Annotated in this window: 9 protein-coding genes; 5 read left to right on the forward strand and 4 right to left on the reverse strand. The window is 46.3% G+C overall.

All coding sequences use genetic code 11. The annotated features are described in order from the left end of the window. From EOO49_RS16805 to mazG, 5 genes are all read left to right on the forward strand, one after another. A partial coding sequence (locus EOO49_RS16805; RefSeq protein WP_290847810.1) for a hypothetical protein occupies positions 1–276 on the forward strand: 276 nt, incomplete at its 5' end. A gap of 162 nt (positions 277–438) precedes the next feature. Then, positions 439–2,661, forward strand: coding sequence for an FUSC family membrane protein (locus EOO49_RS16810; protein ID WP_290847812.1), 2,223 nt, complete (start codon positions 439–441; stop codon positions 2,659–2,661). 141 nt (positions 2,662–2,802) lie between these two features. Next, positions 2,803–3,393, forward strand: a complete 591-nt coding sequence (def, locus tag EOO49_RS16815) for a peptide deformylase (RefSeq protein ID WP_290847814.1) — start codon at positions 2,803–2,805, stop codon at positions 3,391–3,393. 82 nt (positions 3,394–3,475) lie between these two features. Further along, a complete protein-coding gene (locus EOO49_RS16820) occupies positions 3,476–3,973 on the forward strand; it encodes a DUF5606 domain-containing protein (protein WP_290847816.1) in 498 nt (165 codons plus the stop codon). A gap of 252 nt (positions 3,974–4,225) precedes the next feature. Then, complete coding sequence (mazG, locus tag EOO49_RS16825) at positions 4,226–4,999, forward strand: nucleoside triphosphate pyrophosphohydrolase (protein WP_290847818.1); 774 nt, start codon at positions 4,226–4,228, stop codon at positions 4,997–4,999. Between the two features lie 1,601 nt (positions 5,000–6,600). Here mazG and EOO49_RS16830 read toward each other — a convergent pair. The 4 genes from EOO49_RS16830 to EOO49_RS16845 all read right to left on the reverse strand — a co-directional run bounded on the left by EOO49_RS16830 (position 6,601) and on the right by EOO49_RS16845 (position 15,589). Next, on the reverse strand, positions 6,601–10,140 hold the full coding sequence (locus EOO49_RS16830; RefSeq protein ID WP_290847820.1) for a choice-of-anchor I family protein: 3,540 nt from the start codon (positions 10,138–10,140) through the stop codon (positions 6,601–6,603). A 355-nt stretch (positions 10,141–10,495) separates the two neighbouring features. Beyond that, positions 10,496–11,524: a phosphotransferase gene (locus EOO49_RS16835; protein WP_290847822.1), complete on the reverse strand. Its 1,029-nt coding sequence runs from the start codon at positions 11,522–11,524 to the stop codon at positions 10,496–10,498. A 178-nt stretch (positions 11,525–11,702) separates the two neighbouring features. Further along, positions 11,703–12,920, reverse strand: a complete 1,218-nt coding sequence (locus tag EOO49_RS16840; protein ID WP_290847824.1) for a hypothetical protein — start codon at positions 12,918–12,920, stop codon at positions 11,703–11,705. Between the two features lie 341 nt (positions 12,921–13,261). Beyond that, the gene (locus tag EOO49_RS16845; RefSeq protein WP_290847826.1) at positions 13,262–15,589 is read right to left on the reverse strand and encodes a DUF349 domain-containing protein; all 2,328 of its coding nucleotides are present in this window, start codon (positions 15,587–15,589) and stop codon (positions 13,262–13,264) included. Positions 15,590–15,773: the final 184 nt, after the last annotated feature.

Consider the following 15,773-nt stretch of genomic DNA (forward strand, 5'->3'; position numbering starts at 1 on the left):
GGTCGCCAAAATCGGTCGTGCCGCGAGCCTTTTTGTTACTTTTGCGGCGAGGCAAAAGTAAGCCCCGCTGGCAGGCGACGAATCAAAATCAAAGCCTGCGGCAGCGCAGCTGCCGAAAAGAAGCAAAATGAGCGAAGCTCATTTCTATTAGGTTTCGAGAGTGAGATAATTTCCGTAAACACAGAAATAGAAAACAAAAAAAAAGATCGTCTTACAACAATCCTAGCCCGGATGCGGGTAACTAGCCTTTTGCAGAAAAAACCGAATTTTTCTTGACTTGAAACAGCGACCAACGGAAGCTCGTTTCAAGACATAGAAAAACCGGTTTTTGCAAAAAAGCTAGTGCCAGTAAGCCGGAAAAAGCTCCAACTAAAAAATGTTAAAAACGATTCGTTAAATCACGATTTAAAAGCCGAAAGCATTGCATAAATTTGCCTGATGCTCAACAAAATCCGCGAACTGACCGACACGACGAACTTCGAGAACGCACTAAAAGTGACGATCTCATCGGTTTTGCCGGTAATAATCTGTTCGCGATTGGGCTATTTCGAAACAGGATTTGCCATTGCGCTCGGCGCTTTCCTGATTTATCCGGCCGATATTCCGAGTAATCTGCGTCATAAGATAAACGGTATTTTGGTTGCCGATCTCATCGTGGCCGGAAGTTTTTTACTCGTCAACATCCTGTATCCGTATCCGTTTATTTTGTATCCAGTTACGGCGGCGCTGTTGTTTTTCCTGGCGATGATTTCGGTTTATGGGCATCGCGCCAATATGGTGTCTTTCGCCGGACTGCTTGCCGTGGCACTGGCTTTCGGACACATCCGTCCGGGTTGGGAAATGGTCGCGCAATCGGGGCTGATATTTGCCGGCGGGCTCTTTTACCTTCTGGTTTCCCTGATTTTCCACTTTGTCAGACCGCATCGGTACACCGAATTGCAACTGGCCGAATGCATGCGCCTGACTTCCAAATACCTGAAATTTCGAGGCGATCTGTGGGAACGCGAGGCGTATCGGTCTAAAATTATCGAAAAACAATTGCACTTGCAGGTCGAACTCAATACGATCCATGAGAATCTGCGCGAGGTTTTGATCCGGACGCGTTTCAGTTCGGGGCATTCCAACCAGAACCGTAAATTATTGCTCGTCTTCATTTCGCTGGTAGAGATCATGGAATTGGCGCTTTCGACCTCGTTCGACCACAACAAGTTGCACGCGAAGTTCGAGAAACACGACTATGCTTTGAAAACCTACCAAAATCTGGCCTACAATCTGGGGTCGGTACTCAAAAAAATCACCAAGAGTATCGAACAGAATCACAAATACGAATCGAAGCACAATTTGCTTGATGATTTGGCCGCTTTCGAGAAATCGATCCGCAGCTATGAGGAAGAACTCGGACGGGAAAATGCGTCCGAAGGCGTTTTTATGCTCACCAACATGTTGCATTACGCCGAGAAACAAATCGAGAAAATCAAGTTGATCGAACGCGCTTTTTCGGACGGAAAGATTTCGATGAATTTTCTGAAAAGCCGCGACCGCGATCTCGAGAAATTTTTGGCGCCGGCCTATTATCCGTGGAGCACGTTTCGCGAAAACCTTGGATTTTCCTCTTCGATTTTCAGGCATTCACTGCGAATGACGGCGACTTTGCTCGTCGGATTCCTGATCGCCGCGATCTTCAAACTTGAAAACGTCTACTGGATTTTGCTCACGATTGTCGTGATCATGCGTCCTGGTTACGGATTGACCAAAGACCGCTCGTACCAAAGGATTTTCGGGACTGTTCTGGGCGGAATGATCGCATTCGGATTTTTGCATTTCGTCCATAATTCTGTCGCGATAGGCACTTTGACGATCATTTCGATGTTGCTGGGATTCGCATTTACCTCGACCAATTATAAGATTGGGGTGACTTTTGTGACGATGTACGTGGTGTTTTTGTACGCCTCGCTTACGCCGAATGTCAATCAGGTCATTGAATTGCGCATCATCGACACTTTGATCGGTTCGGGATTGGCTTTTGTCGCGAATTACTTCTTGTGGCCGTCCTGGGAATTCTTGAATGTTCCGTCTCACATCAAGAAATCGATCGAGGCCAACCGCAATTATCTGAACGAGATTTCGGCGTTTTACAACCAAAAAGGCGATGTTACGACGTCGTATCGGCTTGCCCGAAAGAGCGCGTTCATAGAAACCGGCAATCTTACGGCGTCTTTCCAGCGCATGCAGCTCGAACCGAAATCCAAGCAAAAACAGTTGCCGCAAATTTACAAATTGGCCGTTTTGAACCACACTTTGCTTTCGGCATCGGCATCTCTTGGTACTTATATCCAATCGCACAAGACGTCCAAGGCGTCGAACGCTTTCAATATCGTTTGCCAGACAGTCATTCGGAATCTCGACCAATCGATCGCGCTTTTGAATCTGCAAGATATTGGCGATCAGGAAAATTCGTCCGAAAAGAATGAACTTGCGATGCATTTTACCGAACTCAAAAATATCCGGACGCAAGAACTTCAGGAACGACACCTTGCCGAGAGCGAGGAATTCCGACTCAAGATGGAAGAAAGCCAGCTCGTGATCGAACAGCTCGTGAATCTGTCGGGATTATCAGAAAATATTCTCAAAAGCGTAAAGAAATTGTTGTCAGAAGCATAAATCGTCATGGAAATTGACGACAACCCAAATTTTTCGTACATCCGATTAAAAATTTCCCAAATCTAGGGCATCGGAAAACCAATGTCTATTTTTTGCGTATTTTTGCCAACGTTTTCGGCCAAACGCACGAAACGCACCAAGATGATTTTACCAATTGTTGGATACGGCGATCCGGTTTTGCGCAAGAAAGGGCAGGACATTTTAGAATCTTACCCTGACTTGGAACGCGTGATCCAGGATATGTATGAAACTATGTACAATGCTTACGGCGTAGGATTGGCGGCGCCTCAGGTAGGTTTGCCGATTCGTTTGTTCGTCATCGACACGACGCCTTTCGGTGAAGACGAAGATCTTGCACAAGACGAACAGGAAGCGTTGAAGAGTTTCAAAAAGACGTTCATCAACGCCAAAATGCTCAAGGAAGAAGGCGAGGAATGGGGTTTCAACGAGGGTTGCCTCAGCATTCCCGAAGTTCGAGAAGATGTTTACAGGCACGAACAGATCACGATCGAATACCAGGACGAGGATTTCAATACGAAAACAGAAGTTTTCAACGGATTGATAGCCAGAGTGATACAGCACGAATACGATCACATTGAAGGCGTTTTGTTCACCGACAAAATTTCGCCTCTGAAAAAGCAGTTGGTCAAAGGCCGACTCCAAAAAATCATGGACGGCAAAGTGCGCCCCGATTATCGCATGAAATTCGCGGGCCCGAAAAAAAGCAGGTAAATAATTGATAAGGAATAATTGATAATTAATTAATAACGAGGTTTGAGTCTCCTGACTTTCGACTTTCGACATCCGACTAAAAATGAACATAGACAAAATTTTGGCGATTTCCGGAAAACCGGGCCTTTTCGAACTTAAACTTCAAACGCGCACAGGATTCGTTGCCGAGTCTTTGCTTGACGGCAAAAAAGTGACGGTAGGACTTCGCAGCAACGTGAGCCTACTTTCTGAAATCTCGATGTACACCGAAAGTGGCGAGAAACCACTTGTTGAGGTTTTGCGCGCGATCGCGGTCAAGGAAAATGAAGGCGAGGCGCTTTCTTCCAAGGAAGACAATGCGGCGCTTTTGGCGTATTTTGGTGAAGTCGTTCCCGATTATGACCAAGATCGCGTTTATGTGTCAGACATCAAGAAAGTCCTGAACTGGTACAACATTCTTCAGGTAAAAGGTTTGGTTTCGAAAGAAGAACCAAAAGCCGAAAAAGCCGAAGCCCAAGCAGAAGAAACGCCAACTGCGGAAGTCGTCGAAGAAAAACCGAAAGCGGCCAAAAAAACGAAGGCCAAGAAAACGGAAGAATAGTTTTTTAGCCTGAGTGCAAAGTACCTGAGTCATCGGGACGTTATACAAATCCTGATTTCTTTGAAGTCGGGATTTTTTGTTTTGCTGTCAGGACAGAATGGATTGGCTATCCAACGATTCGGATTTGTCTTATCGGATAAAATCCCAATCGGTTCAAATCTTTTAAGAACTAAAACCGAAGTCGGTCGCAACATTCGCTATTTTTGGGAAGCCCGAATTTTCGGCCATCCAAACCTTATCACTTCGACCAAAATGAACGCACGCCAACAGCAACTCGACGCCTTCAGCAGACTTCTCGACATCATGGACGAACTGCGCGCCAAATGTCCGTGGGACAAAAAGCAGACGCTCCAATCCTTGCGCCATCTCACGATCGAGGAAACGTACGAACTTGGCGATGCGATTCTCGACAACGACCTGCAGGAAGTCAAGAAAGAACTCGGGGATTTGTTGCTGCATATTGTTTTTTATGCCAAAATCGGAAGCGAGACTAACGATTTCGACATCGCCGACGTGGCCAACGAGATCTGCGAGAAACTCATCCATCGCCATCCGCATATTTACGGCGACGTCGAGGTTCAGGACGAGGAAGAAGTCAAGCAGAATTGGGAAAAACTCAAGCTGAAAGAAGGCAAGAAATCGGTTTTGGAAGGCGTTCCGAAGTCGCTTCCGGCCATGGTCAAGGCTTCGCGAATCCAGGACAAGGCGAAAGGCGTTGGCTTCGATTGGGAAGAACCGCATCAGGTTTGGGACAAAGTGCAGGAGGAAATCGAGGAATTCCAAGCCGAAATCAGAAGCGGCGACCAAGACAAGATCGAGTCGGAATTTGGCGACGTGATGTTCTCGATGATCAACTACGCGAGATTCCTGAACGTAAATCCCGAAGATGCTTTGGAACGCACCAACAAGAAGTTCATCAAACGCTTCCAATATCTCGAATCGAAAGCAGCCGAACTTGGCAAACCCTTGAGTGATATGACATTGGCCGAGATGGACGTTTTCTGGAACGAGGCGAAGAAGTTGTAGCGGAAGCAGTTGCGTTTTAGTAGCAGTTGCAGTAGCAGTAGCAGTTGCAGAAACGCAGCTGTTGCAGAGAGCCCGTCCGCAAAAATAACAAAAGGCCTTACCAACTGAACATTTGACTTTCTGCTCTAAAAATGGCTTCGCAGGAAATCTTGGTGTGCAGGACCTTTCCATTTGCCTTCCTAGCGAAAGACATGCGTGTCTTTGTGACGCAGACAATCGGTTGGCTTTGATCGAGAATCTTGCGTTTTTACGTTTGATAGAAACAACCATTCAATCAAAAACCTTAACATTTTCTACAGAAAGTCTGTAATCGACTCCCAATTTTTTCCCCGAACTTCGGCCAGACCTAACAAATCTTCGAGATTTGTTAGGTCTTAGGAAACTGCGGCTTTCCACCAAATTTTGACTGGTTTTTTGGTTGTTTCGAAGCACGGGTTTTCAACGCTAAAAGTTTCCGGTTGTCTCCATAGGGAAAAACAGCTATGTTTTTAACGGAGAAAATGGGTTGGCGTTTGATCGAAAGTCTCGGGTTTTCACGTCGGCACGAAACAACCATTCGGATCAAAAACCTTAACATTTCTACAGAAAATCTGTAACCGACTCCCGATTTTTTCCCCGAACTTCGGCCAGACCTAACAAATCTTGGAGATTTGTTAGGTCTTAGAAAAATGCAGCTTCCCACGGGTTTCGATAAGCTTTTAAGACGTTTGGGAACACGGGCTTAAAAGATAAAAGTTTCCGGTTGTCTCCATAGGGAAAAACAGGTGTGTCTTTGACGGTGAAAATGGGTCGGCGTTGATCGAAAGTCTTAAGTTTTCACGTCGGCACGAAACAATCACACGAGTAAAAATCTTAACATTTTTTACAGAAAATCTGTAATCGACTCCCAATTTTTTCCCCGAACTTCGGCCAGACCTAACAAATCTTGGAGATTTGTTAGGTCTTAGGAAAATGCGGCTTCGGACAAATTTTCGAACGGGATTCAGCTGTTTCGAAGCACGGGTTTTCAAGCCAAAAGTTTCCGGTGGCGACATTATGGAAACGATTCTGGCGATTGAGGAAGAAAGGTGTTCGGAGACGCATTTTTCCAAAGCGCAAGCGGCGGAAAAATGTCAATAAACACTTTCCAATCAGTCCGGCATTTGAGCGTTTTGGCGGGCACCTGACGTCTTGGAAATTCGCGAAAGGAAAGGCTGTTTGAGCGACCTTAAAACGAAGTCGTTTCGAGAAAACTTTCCCGCGAGTTCCTTTCATTTCCGAATTTCCAAGGCTGTCAGGTCGCCAAAATCGGTCGTGCCGCGAGCCTTTTTGTTACTTTTGCGGCGAGGCAAACCGAGGAACGAGGTTCACTGAATCCAGAAATAAAAAACAAAAAAAAGGATCGTCTTACGACAATCCCTAGCCCGGATGACGGCAACTAGCCTTTTGCAGAAAAAACCGCATTTTTCTAAGTTTAAAACAGCGACCGCAGGAAGCTCGTTTTAAACTTTAGAAAAACCGGTTTTTACAAAAAAGCTAGTGCCAGTAAGCCGGAAAAAGCTCAAAAAAAGAAAAAGCCGCTTCTTTCGAAACGGCCTCAACTAAAAATAAAAAACTAACATCTACTCAATAATGACTTTTTGTGAAAAGCCATCTGTAGTCTTTAAAATGTAGATTCCGCTGGAAAGATTGGCGATTTCAAGGCTCGGAGCGTCGTTTTTGCGAGCGACGGAACGTCCTGAAAGGTCAAACATTTCTACAGAAACAGGTCGGTTGAAGAACAATTGTCCGTTTTTGACCGGATTCGGATAGATCGCGAAAGTCTTTGGCGACTCGAAATCTCCTGTTGAAAGCAGGTCGTTCGCGATTTTGTAAATGCTCAAGGTCGCGCTCACTTCGTTGGCCATGACGATCAATCCGGTTTGCGTTGGACTGTCGGCCGGTTTGATGTAAATGATGCCTTCCGGACCCAAATCACCACCGTTTCCTTGACGGCTGTTCTTATAAGTCACGAAAGTTGGCGCTTGCGGATTCGTGATGTCGTAAACCATGACGCCACCGATTCTCTCAAGTGTAATGAACGCATAAGTCGCTCCGTTGATTTGGGCAACAGTCACGCCTTCCGGCTCCGGACCTTTGTTGTCGCAACGGTTCTTGAAGTTGGCGTTGTCGTTGCTGGCATTATATAGCGTTCCGAAAGTTGGATCAGAAGCCGTGATTCTTTCGAAATCGTCACCTGAATCGAAAACCAGTTCGCCTGTCGTTCCGTTCCAGATTGAAAACGAGCGCGTTCCGAAAGCGTGGATCTCGTCGAAATCTCCGTCTCCATCAGTATCGCCCGAAACCGAAGTCACCGCAAGACGTCCCAAATTCGTGTTTTTCTTTAGGATGTCGGCATTCGGGAAAACCGTAGGATCAAGAATATAATCGGCATCACCGACCTTTTTCTCTTCTTCCATATTGTCGTATTCACGAGCATCGCCTTCGTTGGCAGTCACGAGATAAGTCGTTCCGCCGACAGTGTAATTCGCCATCGCATCTGGCATGAACAAGCCTTTGATTGGCCAATTGGCAAAGAAAACCGACTCGAGTTGATCCGAAGTATCAATCGAATTTCCTTCGAGGCTGTGATCTTTCGTCCCCAAAGGCAAAATCTGCGAAATCGTATTGTTCGCCAAATTGATCTTGGCAATGGCGTTGTTTTCCTGAAGCGTCACCCAAGCCGTTTGGTTGTCGGCCGCGATTGAAATGTATTCCGGTTCAAAATCCTGGGAAACTGACGCGTTTGGCCCAAAAATCCTGACTCCGGCCGCTTTCAAAGCCACGATCTGGGAGTCGAAAGCGTTGAAGTTGATATTCGTCACGTTGGCTTGCGTGATGTTTCCGAGTCCGGCAGATACGTCGATCACCGAAATCGTGCCTTCCGGATCGATGCTGTAATCGCTGTTCGGCTGGCCTTCGTTTGCGGTCAGGACTTTCATCCCGTCGTGCGTAAAAGTCACCATATCGGGTAAAACACCGGCTTCTACCGAAGAAACATTCTGTCCGTTTATGTCCATGAAAACCACTTTTCCATTTCCGTAGTTCGCGCCTTCGACGGTTGCCGCCACGATTCCGTTTTTGAAAGCCACCGAAGTCGCCCCGATTCCGTATTGCGACATGTCGATCATGGCTACTTGCTCGATCGCTTCCGGATTCGAGAAGTCGAGAATCGCCAATTTGGTAGCGGTAGAATTCACGACGAACAAACGCTGGGAAACCGGATCGTGCGTCACGATTTCTGCCGATCCGTTCGCATCGACCAAATAACTGTCGAGATACTGCACGTCAAGCGCGTTCGAAGCCGTCGGAGCATTGAAATTGCTGTCTTTGATATAAACGGTTGTCGTAGTGCTTCCGTTAAGAGGCGCGCCGTTCGTGTCCGTAAGCTTCAGGATGAAGAATTTGTTTTTTCCGTCAGCTGTGTTCATCACCGGAATGTCGATGGTTTGCGTCGTGGTCGCATTCGCAGGGAAACTCACGTTTTGCGTCGCGAAAGTGAAATCGCTTCCGGCAACGGCAGTTCCGACGTTCGGCATGACCGAAACTTGAATTTGTGCCGATTCGGTGTAAATGTTCGCGACCGTGATTCCGACTTGTACGAAACCGGCCGTCTTGTCTACGATTTTATATTGGTTGACGAACGAAGCTGTCATTGTCACATTCGGAACATAAACGCCTGGCGAAGCATAGACGTTTTGTCCGATGGATTGTCCCACAAGGTTCGTCGCGGCTTGCCAGTTGTCACCTGAGTTCAGGTTGCCGTTCGGATCTTTGAGTTCCAAGGATGGACCGTTTCCGTCGGCAGCGGTCGGCCACGAACCCGCATCGTCGTAAGTCACTTGCGAAATCACGCCGTCCTGAGTGTTCAGGATCTGAAGCAATTCGCCCCCGTTGCCCAAAGCGTTTATGATACTTTGCGGCATGTCGATAAACGAGACGCCGTAAAATGCGTCGGCGCTGGTTTTGTCCGTCGCAAGCAAAACCGTCTGATGCGATGCGACGTCCATTTGAGGAAATCGGAACACGAAATTCGCCTCGTCCTTCACACGGATTCCGCCCAAAGCGATCGTATTGTTGGTGTTGTTGTAGATTTCCAAAAACTCCAACTGATCGGAATTCGCCGATGGCGCGTTGTACATAATTTCAGAAATCACAAGTCCGGAAGCGAGTCCGTTAAAGAAAATCGCATCGCTCGTAAAAGGCGTCATTTCGTTTCCGGACACGTCTTCTACATTCGAGACCGAAAGTGTGTAAGCGATTCCCGTTGCGAATCCTTCATGCGTCAAAACCACTTTGTTCAGAGCCGCGTCGTAAACCGCCGAAGTGATCGTACGCGCTGGCGAAAACGAGTAATTCGCGATGGTTTCGGCTTGAACTTCGGTCACAGCTTCCGAGAAAACAATGGCAACCGTAGTTTGAGTTGGAGCGACGGAAGCAACCGAAGGCGGCGTTCCATCGGCATTTGAGATCGTAAAAATCGATGCATTGAAAGGAAGATCGGGGATTGTTCCGTTGTTGTGATCGTCGGCTGCCGTGTCCTCGATCTGCCAGTTCGAGCTTGATCCGAATTGGGCGTGATAGCCGTTTATGTCCAAACCATTTCTCGGTCCGTTGTAATTGGCGATATCGGCACCTTCGGGCAACAAGATCGCCGTTGTTCCGATTGCCAAACCTGTATTTGCCAAAGTTCCGAAGCCGGAAGCCGCGTTTGAAATCGCCGCCAAATGAACCGTTGCCGTTCTTGGAGCCGTACCCAAAAACGCGAACATGGCGTCGCTCGATGAGGAAAGTCCGCCTGCGTTCGAAAACGAGATTACACCGTGAGAAGTGTTGATGGCCGCGCTCAAAGCGTTGATGTGAATTACTGTTCCGGCGGGAATTAGTGCCGCCCCTGACGTCCACGTAAAATCGCCTTCATCGGTTCCGAAACCTGTTCCGTTCCATTCCGAATCACAGAAATAGATGTTCGTATTGGGAGAAATGTCCTTGAATGTGACGAATGCGATGTCGTCGTCCCCGTCGGCGTTCCAGCCTACAAAGGCGATGTCTCCGGGTTGAGAAAGTTGTGCTTGTGCAAAGGCCGCAAAGCCGAGGCAGCACAACAGCGTAATTTTTTTCATTGTTGTCTTAGGTTTATTGGGAGTGCAAGTTAGCCCCGCCAAAAGCCTGAAGCGGTTATGAAATTTTTACGTTTGGATTAGCAAAAGGGAACGGGAAGTTTAGCGCAATGTTTCCCGCGTTACCGATTTGTTGCGTTTGCCGCGTATAGGTAAAGTTTAACCGCGAATTTGCAGATTTGGTTTCGGGCTCAGGTTCAAATTCGCGAATTCGCGGTTCAAATTTCGCAGCAAACCTTGATATTGTCGAGAAGGCAAAGTGAAATTCGTGCATCCGTGGCTTTTTTTATTGGCCACGAATGCACGAATCGTTGCGGCAAAAAAAAAGAAAAGGAGCAAAATCAATCGGTGACGTAAATTATTCGGCTTTCGAACGCGTCAGAACATTGACATTCGACACTTTGTCTTGGTGGTAATCCAACCAAGCCCGAATCCGTCCGATGTACATTTTGAGATAGTTTTCAGACATGAAAATATTCGACCAATCGAATCGGCTGGCTTGCATTCCGAGGTAATAGATGAAAATCGCCGCGCCACATTCCGGAAGAAACGCGAGCTCTGCGTCAGATAAACTCCGTTGCGACCTATATGCGTCGAGAAAGGCAGCCACTTTTTGGTTGTAAATTTCCTTGTCGGATTCGATGTGAAAAAGCTGTTTGCAGAAATAGGCGACGTCGAGGATCAATTTGCCGTTTCCGCAATTGTCGAAGTCGAAAAGCGTGATTTCGCGATCGTTCCGGATGCTCATATTGTCGTACCAAATGTCGAGATGGACGATCCCGCTTGGGCAATCCAAAAACTTTCGCGAGGCAAAACTGCCCGAAATTCTGGAGATGGTTTGTTTGAGATATTTCACTTCCGGAAGCGCATCCGAAAAAATGGAAGTACTAGTTTTATAAGCCGAATGCAGCAGCGAATGCTCGTCGAAAGCTAAACGCTCCAGCGATTCGCCCGAAGTGACCTTATGCATTTTCGCCATGACAGACCCAATCGTGAAGCAGGTTTCCTCGTTCAAAAACCGAATTTTGTCGCCTTCGCCAAACGTGAAAAGTACCGCATGGCGCAATCCTTCTGGTGCATTCAGTTTCTGGATGTAATTTCCGTCGGAATCTGGCACGGCATGGGAAACGTTTATTCCATTTTCGTTTAGCAAGTCCAGAAGCCGAATCTCTTCCGAGATCTCGAGTTCGGTTTTCCAATCCTTGAAATAGACTCTGAGCACGAATTTTTTCGCTCCGTCCGAAATCATGTACGTGTGGTTTATCCCGGTTCGGAAGAGTTTGCATCGGGACGTTTCGTTCAATCCGTATTTTTCAATCGCGAATTTTTCCAGGTCGGATTCGGAAAGGGTAGAAGTCGTGGCTGTGATTTTGGGGTATGTTTTCATCGCGGAAATTTTCGGAACGCGAAGATAGTTGTTTGATTTTGGCAACAAAGCTCCTACTTCGAATTATATTGGAGCCTGATTTCGGGTTGAAGTCTTTCGCTCCTGATTATTCTGGAAAAAGTACGCACTCTTATCGCGAATTTATTGAATGTGAAAAATTATAAGCGTTCACCTTTTCTCAAAAAATGCTATAAAGTCCCCAATAGCAAAACAGACAAATCAAAAGTATAAAGGTCAGATTGTTTGTTGTCAGTAAGAATTTTGAAAAGTTCGACCAGGCATTCGTTTTTAAAATTCTTCTGTTTACAAAACACAGCGGGATTATTGCTGCCAGAATTAGAAAGGGAATATATGCGGCTATATTCTGAATCGTAAAAATATGATCTTTGTAGGGTGATGGCGAGTAAAATATCATGACGTTCCTAAATAATGAGAACATATAAAATGTCATTATTATGCCCAAAGGGACAAACAATGCTTTGATATTCGAGTGGCTTGCCGATTTTCTTGTCCTAATAAAGCTGACCAGGAAAAATAGGGACGTGAACGAAAACAATCCACTACAAAACAATAAAAAGAATTCCAAAGCTGGAGTGTTTTGTGGAATGCGGTAGTTCAACAGTCGTTGGAATTCCGCATTAGGTGGGAATAGTTTTGGGATCTCAAAAAAATGGTCACCTTTTGCCAATTCTTCTTTCAGGTTATACTGAATGGAATGTGTGTAGTCGTGATAAAAGTACAGTGCAACCAGCCCGTCTTTTAGGTTCCAGTTCGAAGACAATAGCGTTCCGTCTCCAATTTTCTTACGACAAACGTGCATTGAGTCGGACATAGCTTTACAAAATTCCGATGTCGTATCTACTTTGATTTTCAACAATTCCACGCCCTTGCGGTAGCGATCCAGTTTATTCGCGTAAGCTGCATCTGTAACTGATGGACAAAAATTCGACAACACATAGTTGGCATCATTTCCTATTGTCAAGGTATAAGGTTCGACTATTAAATATTTCCCTGATTTTTCTATATAAATAAATACATCTTCTTTAAAAAAGCTGTGGTCGTATTGGCTGATATACTTTCGAACTTCTTCTATTGATTTGCAAGTGTGCAAAATATCTTTCAGATAACTACATTCATTGGAAATGTTTTTTTTATGCCTCATATCCACAATGTTCTTCTGCGGTGTTGCTGTCGCAAGTCGGGAAAACGAAAGTCCTGCCTCGTTCATTCCTGATTGGGGTGCAAATCCGTTCACGCCACTTATTCTACCACCTGAAAATCCCGCTCCGTAAGTTCCTGGTTTAGGAGCTATTTCAAACCAAATTCTCGGTGATGTATAGTAAGCATCAAAATTTGTCCCAACAATCGTCTTATCACCAAGGGTAATCTTGTACATACTGCATGTGTATCCATGGGTATAGGAGAACAACAAAAAAAATAGGGTCAATACTGGTTTGATCGTTTTAGTTTTTCGCATTGTTTTTCAGTTCTTTTTGTCTAACGATAATGAAACATCAGAAATTGTGCGCTTTTTGGATGTTTAAACTCAAAACCATCGCTTTAGGGATTTCAGCTAAAGCCAATGCAACCTTTCAAGTTCGGGATTGCAAGTCCAACCTTAATGTTCTTAATGGTTCAAAAATTTTGCAAAAGAACTTAGGTTCAACAAAAGCGAAGCGGATAGTAAAAATAAAAAAGCCAGGCGAAAAACCTGGCTCTGAATGTATCGGTAGAAAATTACTGCTGCATGTTTCGCAACTGCTTCAATTTCTGTTTCAATGTTTCGAGTTCTTCCTTGTGGCGCTCGATGTTCTTGCGGACTTCCAGAACCATCGGATTGTCTTTCTTGGCGTTGGCGAAAAACTGGATGTTGTTTTCCAACTGGAAAATCTCGCTTTGCGTTTCCTCGATCTTGCGCATCAGGAAAATCTTCTCGTTGTCGAGTTTGCGCGTATCGTCGCTTCCGGCAAGGGCTTCGACGCGATTCGTGAATCGAACCATATCGCCTTCTTTCTTGCTCAGGCTCAGTTTTTCGAACAGCGCATCGAGGATTTTGTTGAATTTTCCTTCGATGTGACGCTTGTTGAAAGGCACTTTTCCGAACGATTTCCACTTTTCGATATGACCTTTGATCGCGGCAAGATCGGTTTTGTGATCGCCTGTCATTTCGAAAGTGCGCAGTTCGTCTATGAAGTTTTTCTTGCTTTCGAACGCTTCGGCTTCTTCGCCATTGACTTCGGAACGCGAGTCTTTGAGGCGCTCAAAATAACGGTTGCAAGCTTCCTTGAAGTCCTTCCAGATCTTGTCGGAATATTTTCTTGGAACGTGTCCGATCGTTTTCCACTCTTCCTGAATTTGCTTCATCTGTGGAGTTGCGGCTGCAAAATCCTCGCTTTCCTGTAACGCTTTCGCCTTTTCGACGAGTGCGAGTTTCTTGTTCAGGTTGTCCTGTTGGTCTTTCTTGATGTCCTTATAGAACGAATTCTTCTGTGCATTGAAGTTGCGAACGGCCGCCTTAAAAGCGCTCCATACTTCTTCGTTGACTTCTGCGGGAACTTTCCCGGTTCCGAAAAACTCGTTTCTCAAAGCCTCGATCTTGTCGATCTGGCCTTGCCATTGGTTGTGTGCCGAAACAGGTTCTGCCGTAACGGCATCGATTCTGGAAATGATGTCGCGTTTCTTGTCGAGGTTTTCGGTTTCTTTTCCGCGTGCGGCTTCGTACAATGCTTCGCGCTTGTCGTGCATTTGACGTGTCAGTTCGCTGAAACGGTTCCAGATCGCTTCGCGGTGTTCGCGGGAAACAGGCCCGATTTCCTCTTTCCACAAGCGGTGCAAATCCTGCAGTTCGCGGAAAGCTTTCGTGACATCGGCTTCGTTTACCAATTCCTCGGCTCTTGTGATAATTTTTTGCTTGCGCTCGAGATTGTGCTTGAAATCCTGATCTCTCGCGTCTCTGTCAAGGTGAAGGTAATCGTAGAAATTCTCGACGTGGAAATGGTAATTGTTCCAGACGTGGTTGTATTTGTCTTTCGGGATCGCGCCCGCGTGCTTCCAACGTTCGCGTAGTTCATTGAAATGCTTGAGCGTGTCCTTGATGTTTTCGTTCGGATTGATGAGGTTTTTGAGTTCCTCGACGATTTCCAGGCGGTTTTTGAGATTGCCTTCGAGATTCGTCTGGACGCTTTTGAAATGCGTGCTTTTCTTGTCGCGGTATTGGCTGAAAAGTTTGTCGAATTTTTGTTTCAACGGAAAATGGTACTCGAATTCTTCTGTCGTTTCAGGGTTTTCGGCTTGCCATTCGTCTTTTTTCTCTTCGATGAAATGATTGTATTTGGATAGGAAAGCCGTGCGCAGCTGTTCTACGTGATCGCGAACCGACATGACTTTTTCGACAACGACCAATTTTTCGAGTTCCGAGACGAGTTCTTCCATCGAAAGCGTGTCGTAGTCGAGCATTTCGACTTCGTGTCCATCGGCTACGGTGGAATCTTCACTTTCTTCGGCGTTTGCATTCGAGATCGCGGCAACGGCGGCAATCGGGTCTTGTTCGCCCAAAAGCTCTGAATTGTCTTCGGTTACCAGATCGTCGTTGGCCACTTCTTCGTCGCTCAGCGTCACGACATTCGGCTCTTCCGATTGCGGTTGTTCCGATTCGGCTACGATCGCTTCACCGATACTGGCTGTGCTTTCAGCTTCGGGCGTCACGACCGCGTCGACTTTTGGTTCCGATGCGGGTTTGTCGCCCACGGGAATCTCGACATCGTCCGGTTCTGGCGCTTCTTCGACCTCTGGTTTTTCCGATTCGGCTACGAGCGCATCGGCAATTCCGTCTGGTTCTTCACTTGCGGCCTGCGGTTCCTCCGCGGAAGCGTTATCTTCAGCTTGCGTATCGTCTGCATCTGCAACTGCATCTGCATCTGCATCTGCTTCTGCAACTGCTTCTGCAACTGCATCTGCTCCTGCAACTGCATCTGCTCCTGCATCTGTCTCCGGCTGCTCGTGTTGTGTTTGGTTGTCTGGTTGTCCGTCTGCGTTAAGCAGGTTATCATTCTTCTCTTCTGACATGCGTATGCGATTAATTAGCGCCCTAAGGTAGTAAAGTGATTTTGAAGTGCAAAACAAAAACGGTTGTGAATCGCCCATTTTTAAAGGCTTTGGATGCGATACGACTTTTGGCTTTGTGATCTTGCACTTATGGCTTCGATTGGCCGAAAGGTTTGCGGATCGTTGTTTTTACAGCCGAATTTGT

This window comes from Flavobacterium sp., assembly GCF_004295795.1.
Lineage (GTDB): Bacteria > Bacteroidota > Bacteroidia > Flavobacteriales > Flavobacteriaceae > Flavobacterium.

Coding starts and splice junctions, on each gene's coding strand:
- EOO49_RS16820 (WP_290847816.1), top strand. CDS start 3,476: ATGAACATAGACAAAATTTTGGCGATTTCCGGAAAACCGGGCCTTTTC.
- mazG (WP_290847818.1), top strand. CDS start 4,226: ATGAACGCACGCCAACAGCAACTCGACGCCTTCAGCAGACTTCTCGAC.
- def (WP_290847814.1), top strand. CDS start 2,803: ATGATTTTACCAATTGTTGGATACGGCGATCCGGTTTTGCGCAAGAAA.
- EOO49_RS16830 (WP_290847820.1), bottom strand. CDS start 10,140: ATGAAAAAAATTACGCTGTTGTGCTGCCTCGGCTTTGCGGCCTTTGCA.
- EOO49_RS16835 (WP_290847822.1), bottom strand. CDS start 11,524: ATGAAAACATACCCCAAAATCACAGCCACGACTTCTACCCTTTCCGAA.
- EOO49_RS16810 (WP_290847812.1), top strand. CDS start 439: ATGCTCAACAAAATCCGCGAACTGACCGACACGACGAACTTCGAGAAC.
- EOO49_RS16845 (WP_290847826.1), bottom strand. CDS start 15,589: ATGTCAGAAGAGAAGAATGATAACCTGCTTAACGCAGACGGACAACCA.
- EOO49_RS16840 (WP_290847824.1), bottom strand. CDS start 12,920: ATGTACAAGATTACCCTTGGTGATAAGACGATTGTTGGGACAAATTTT.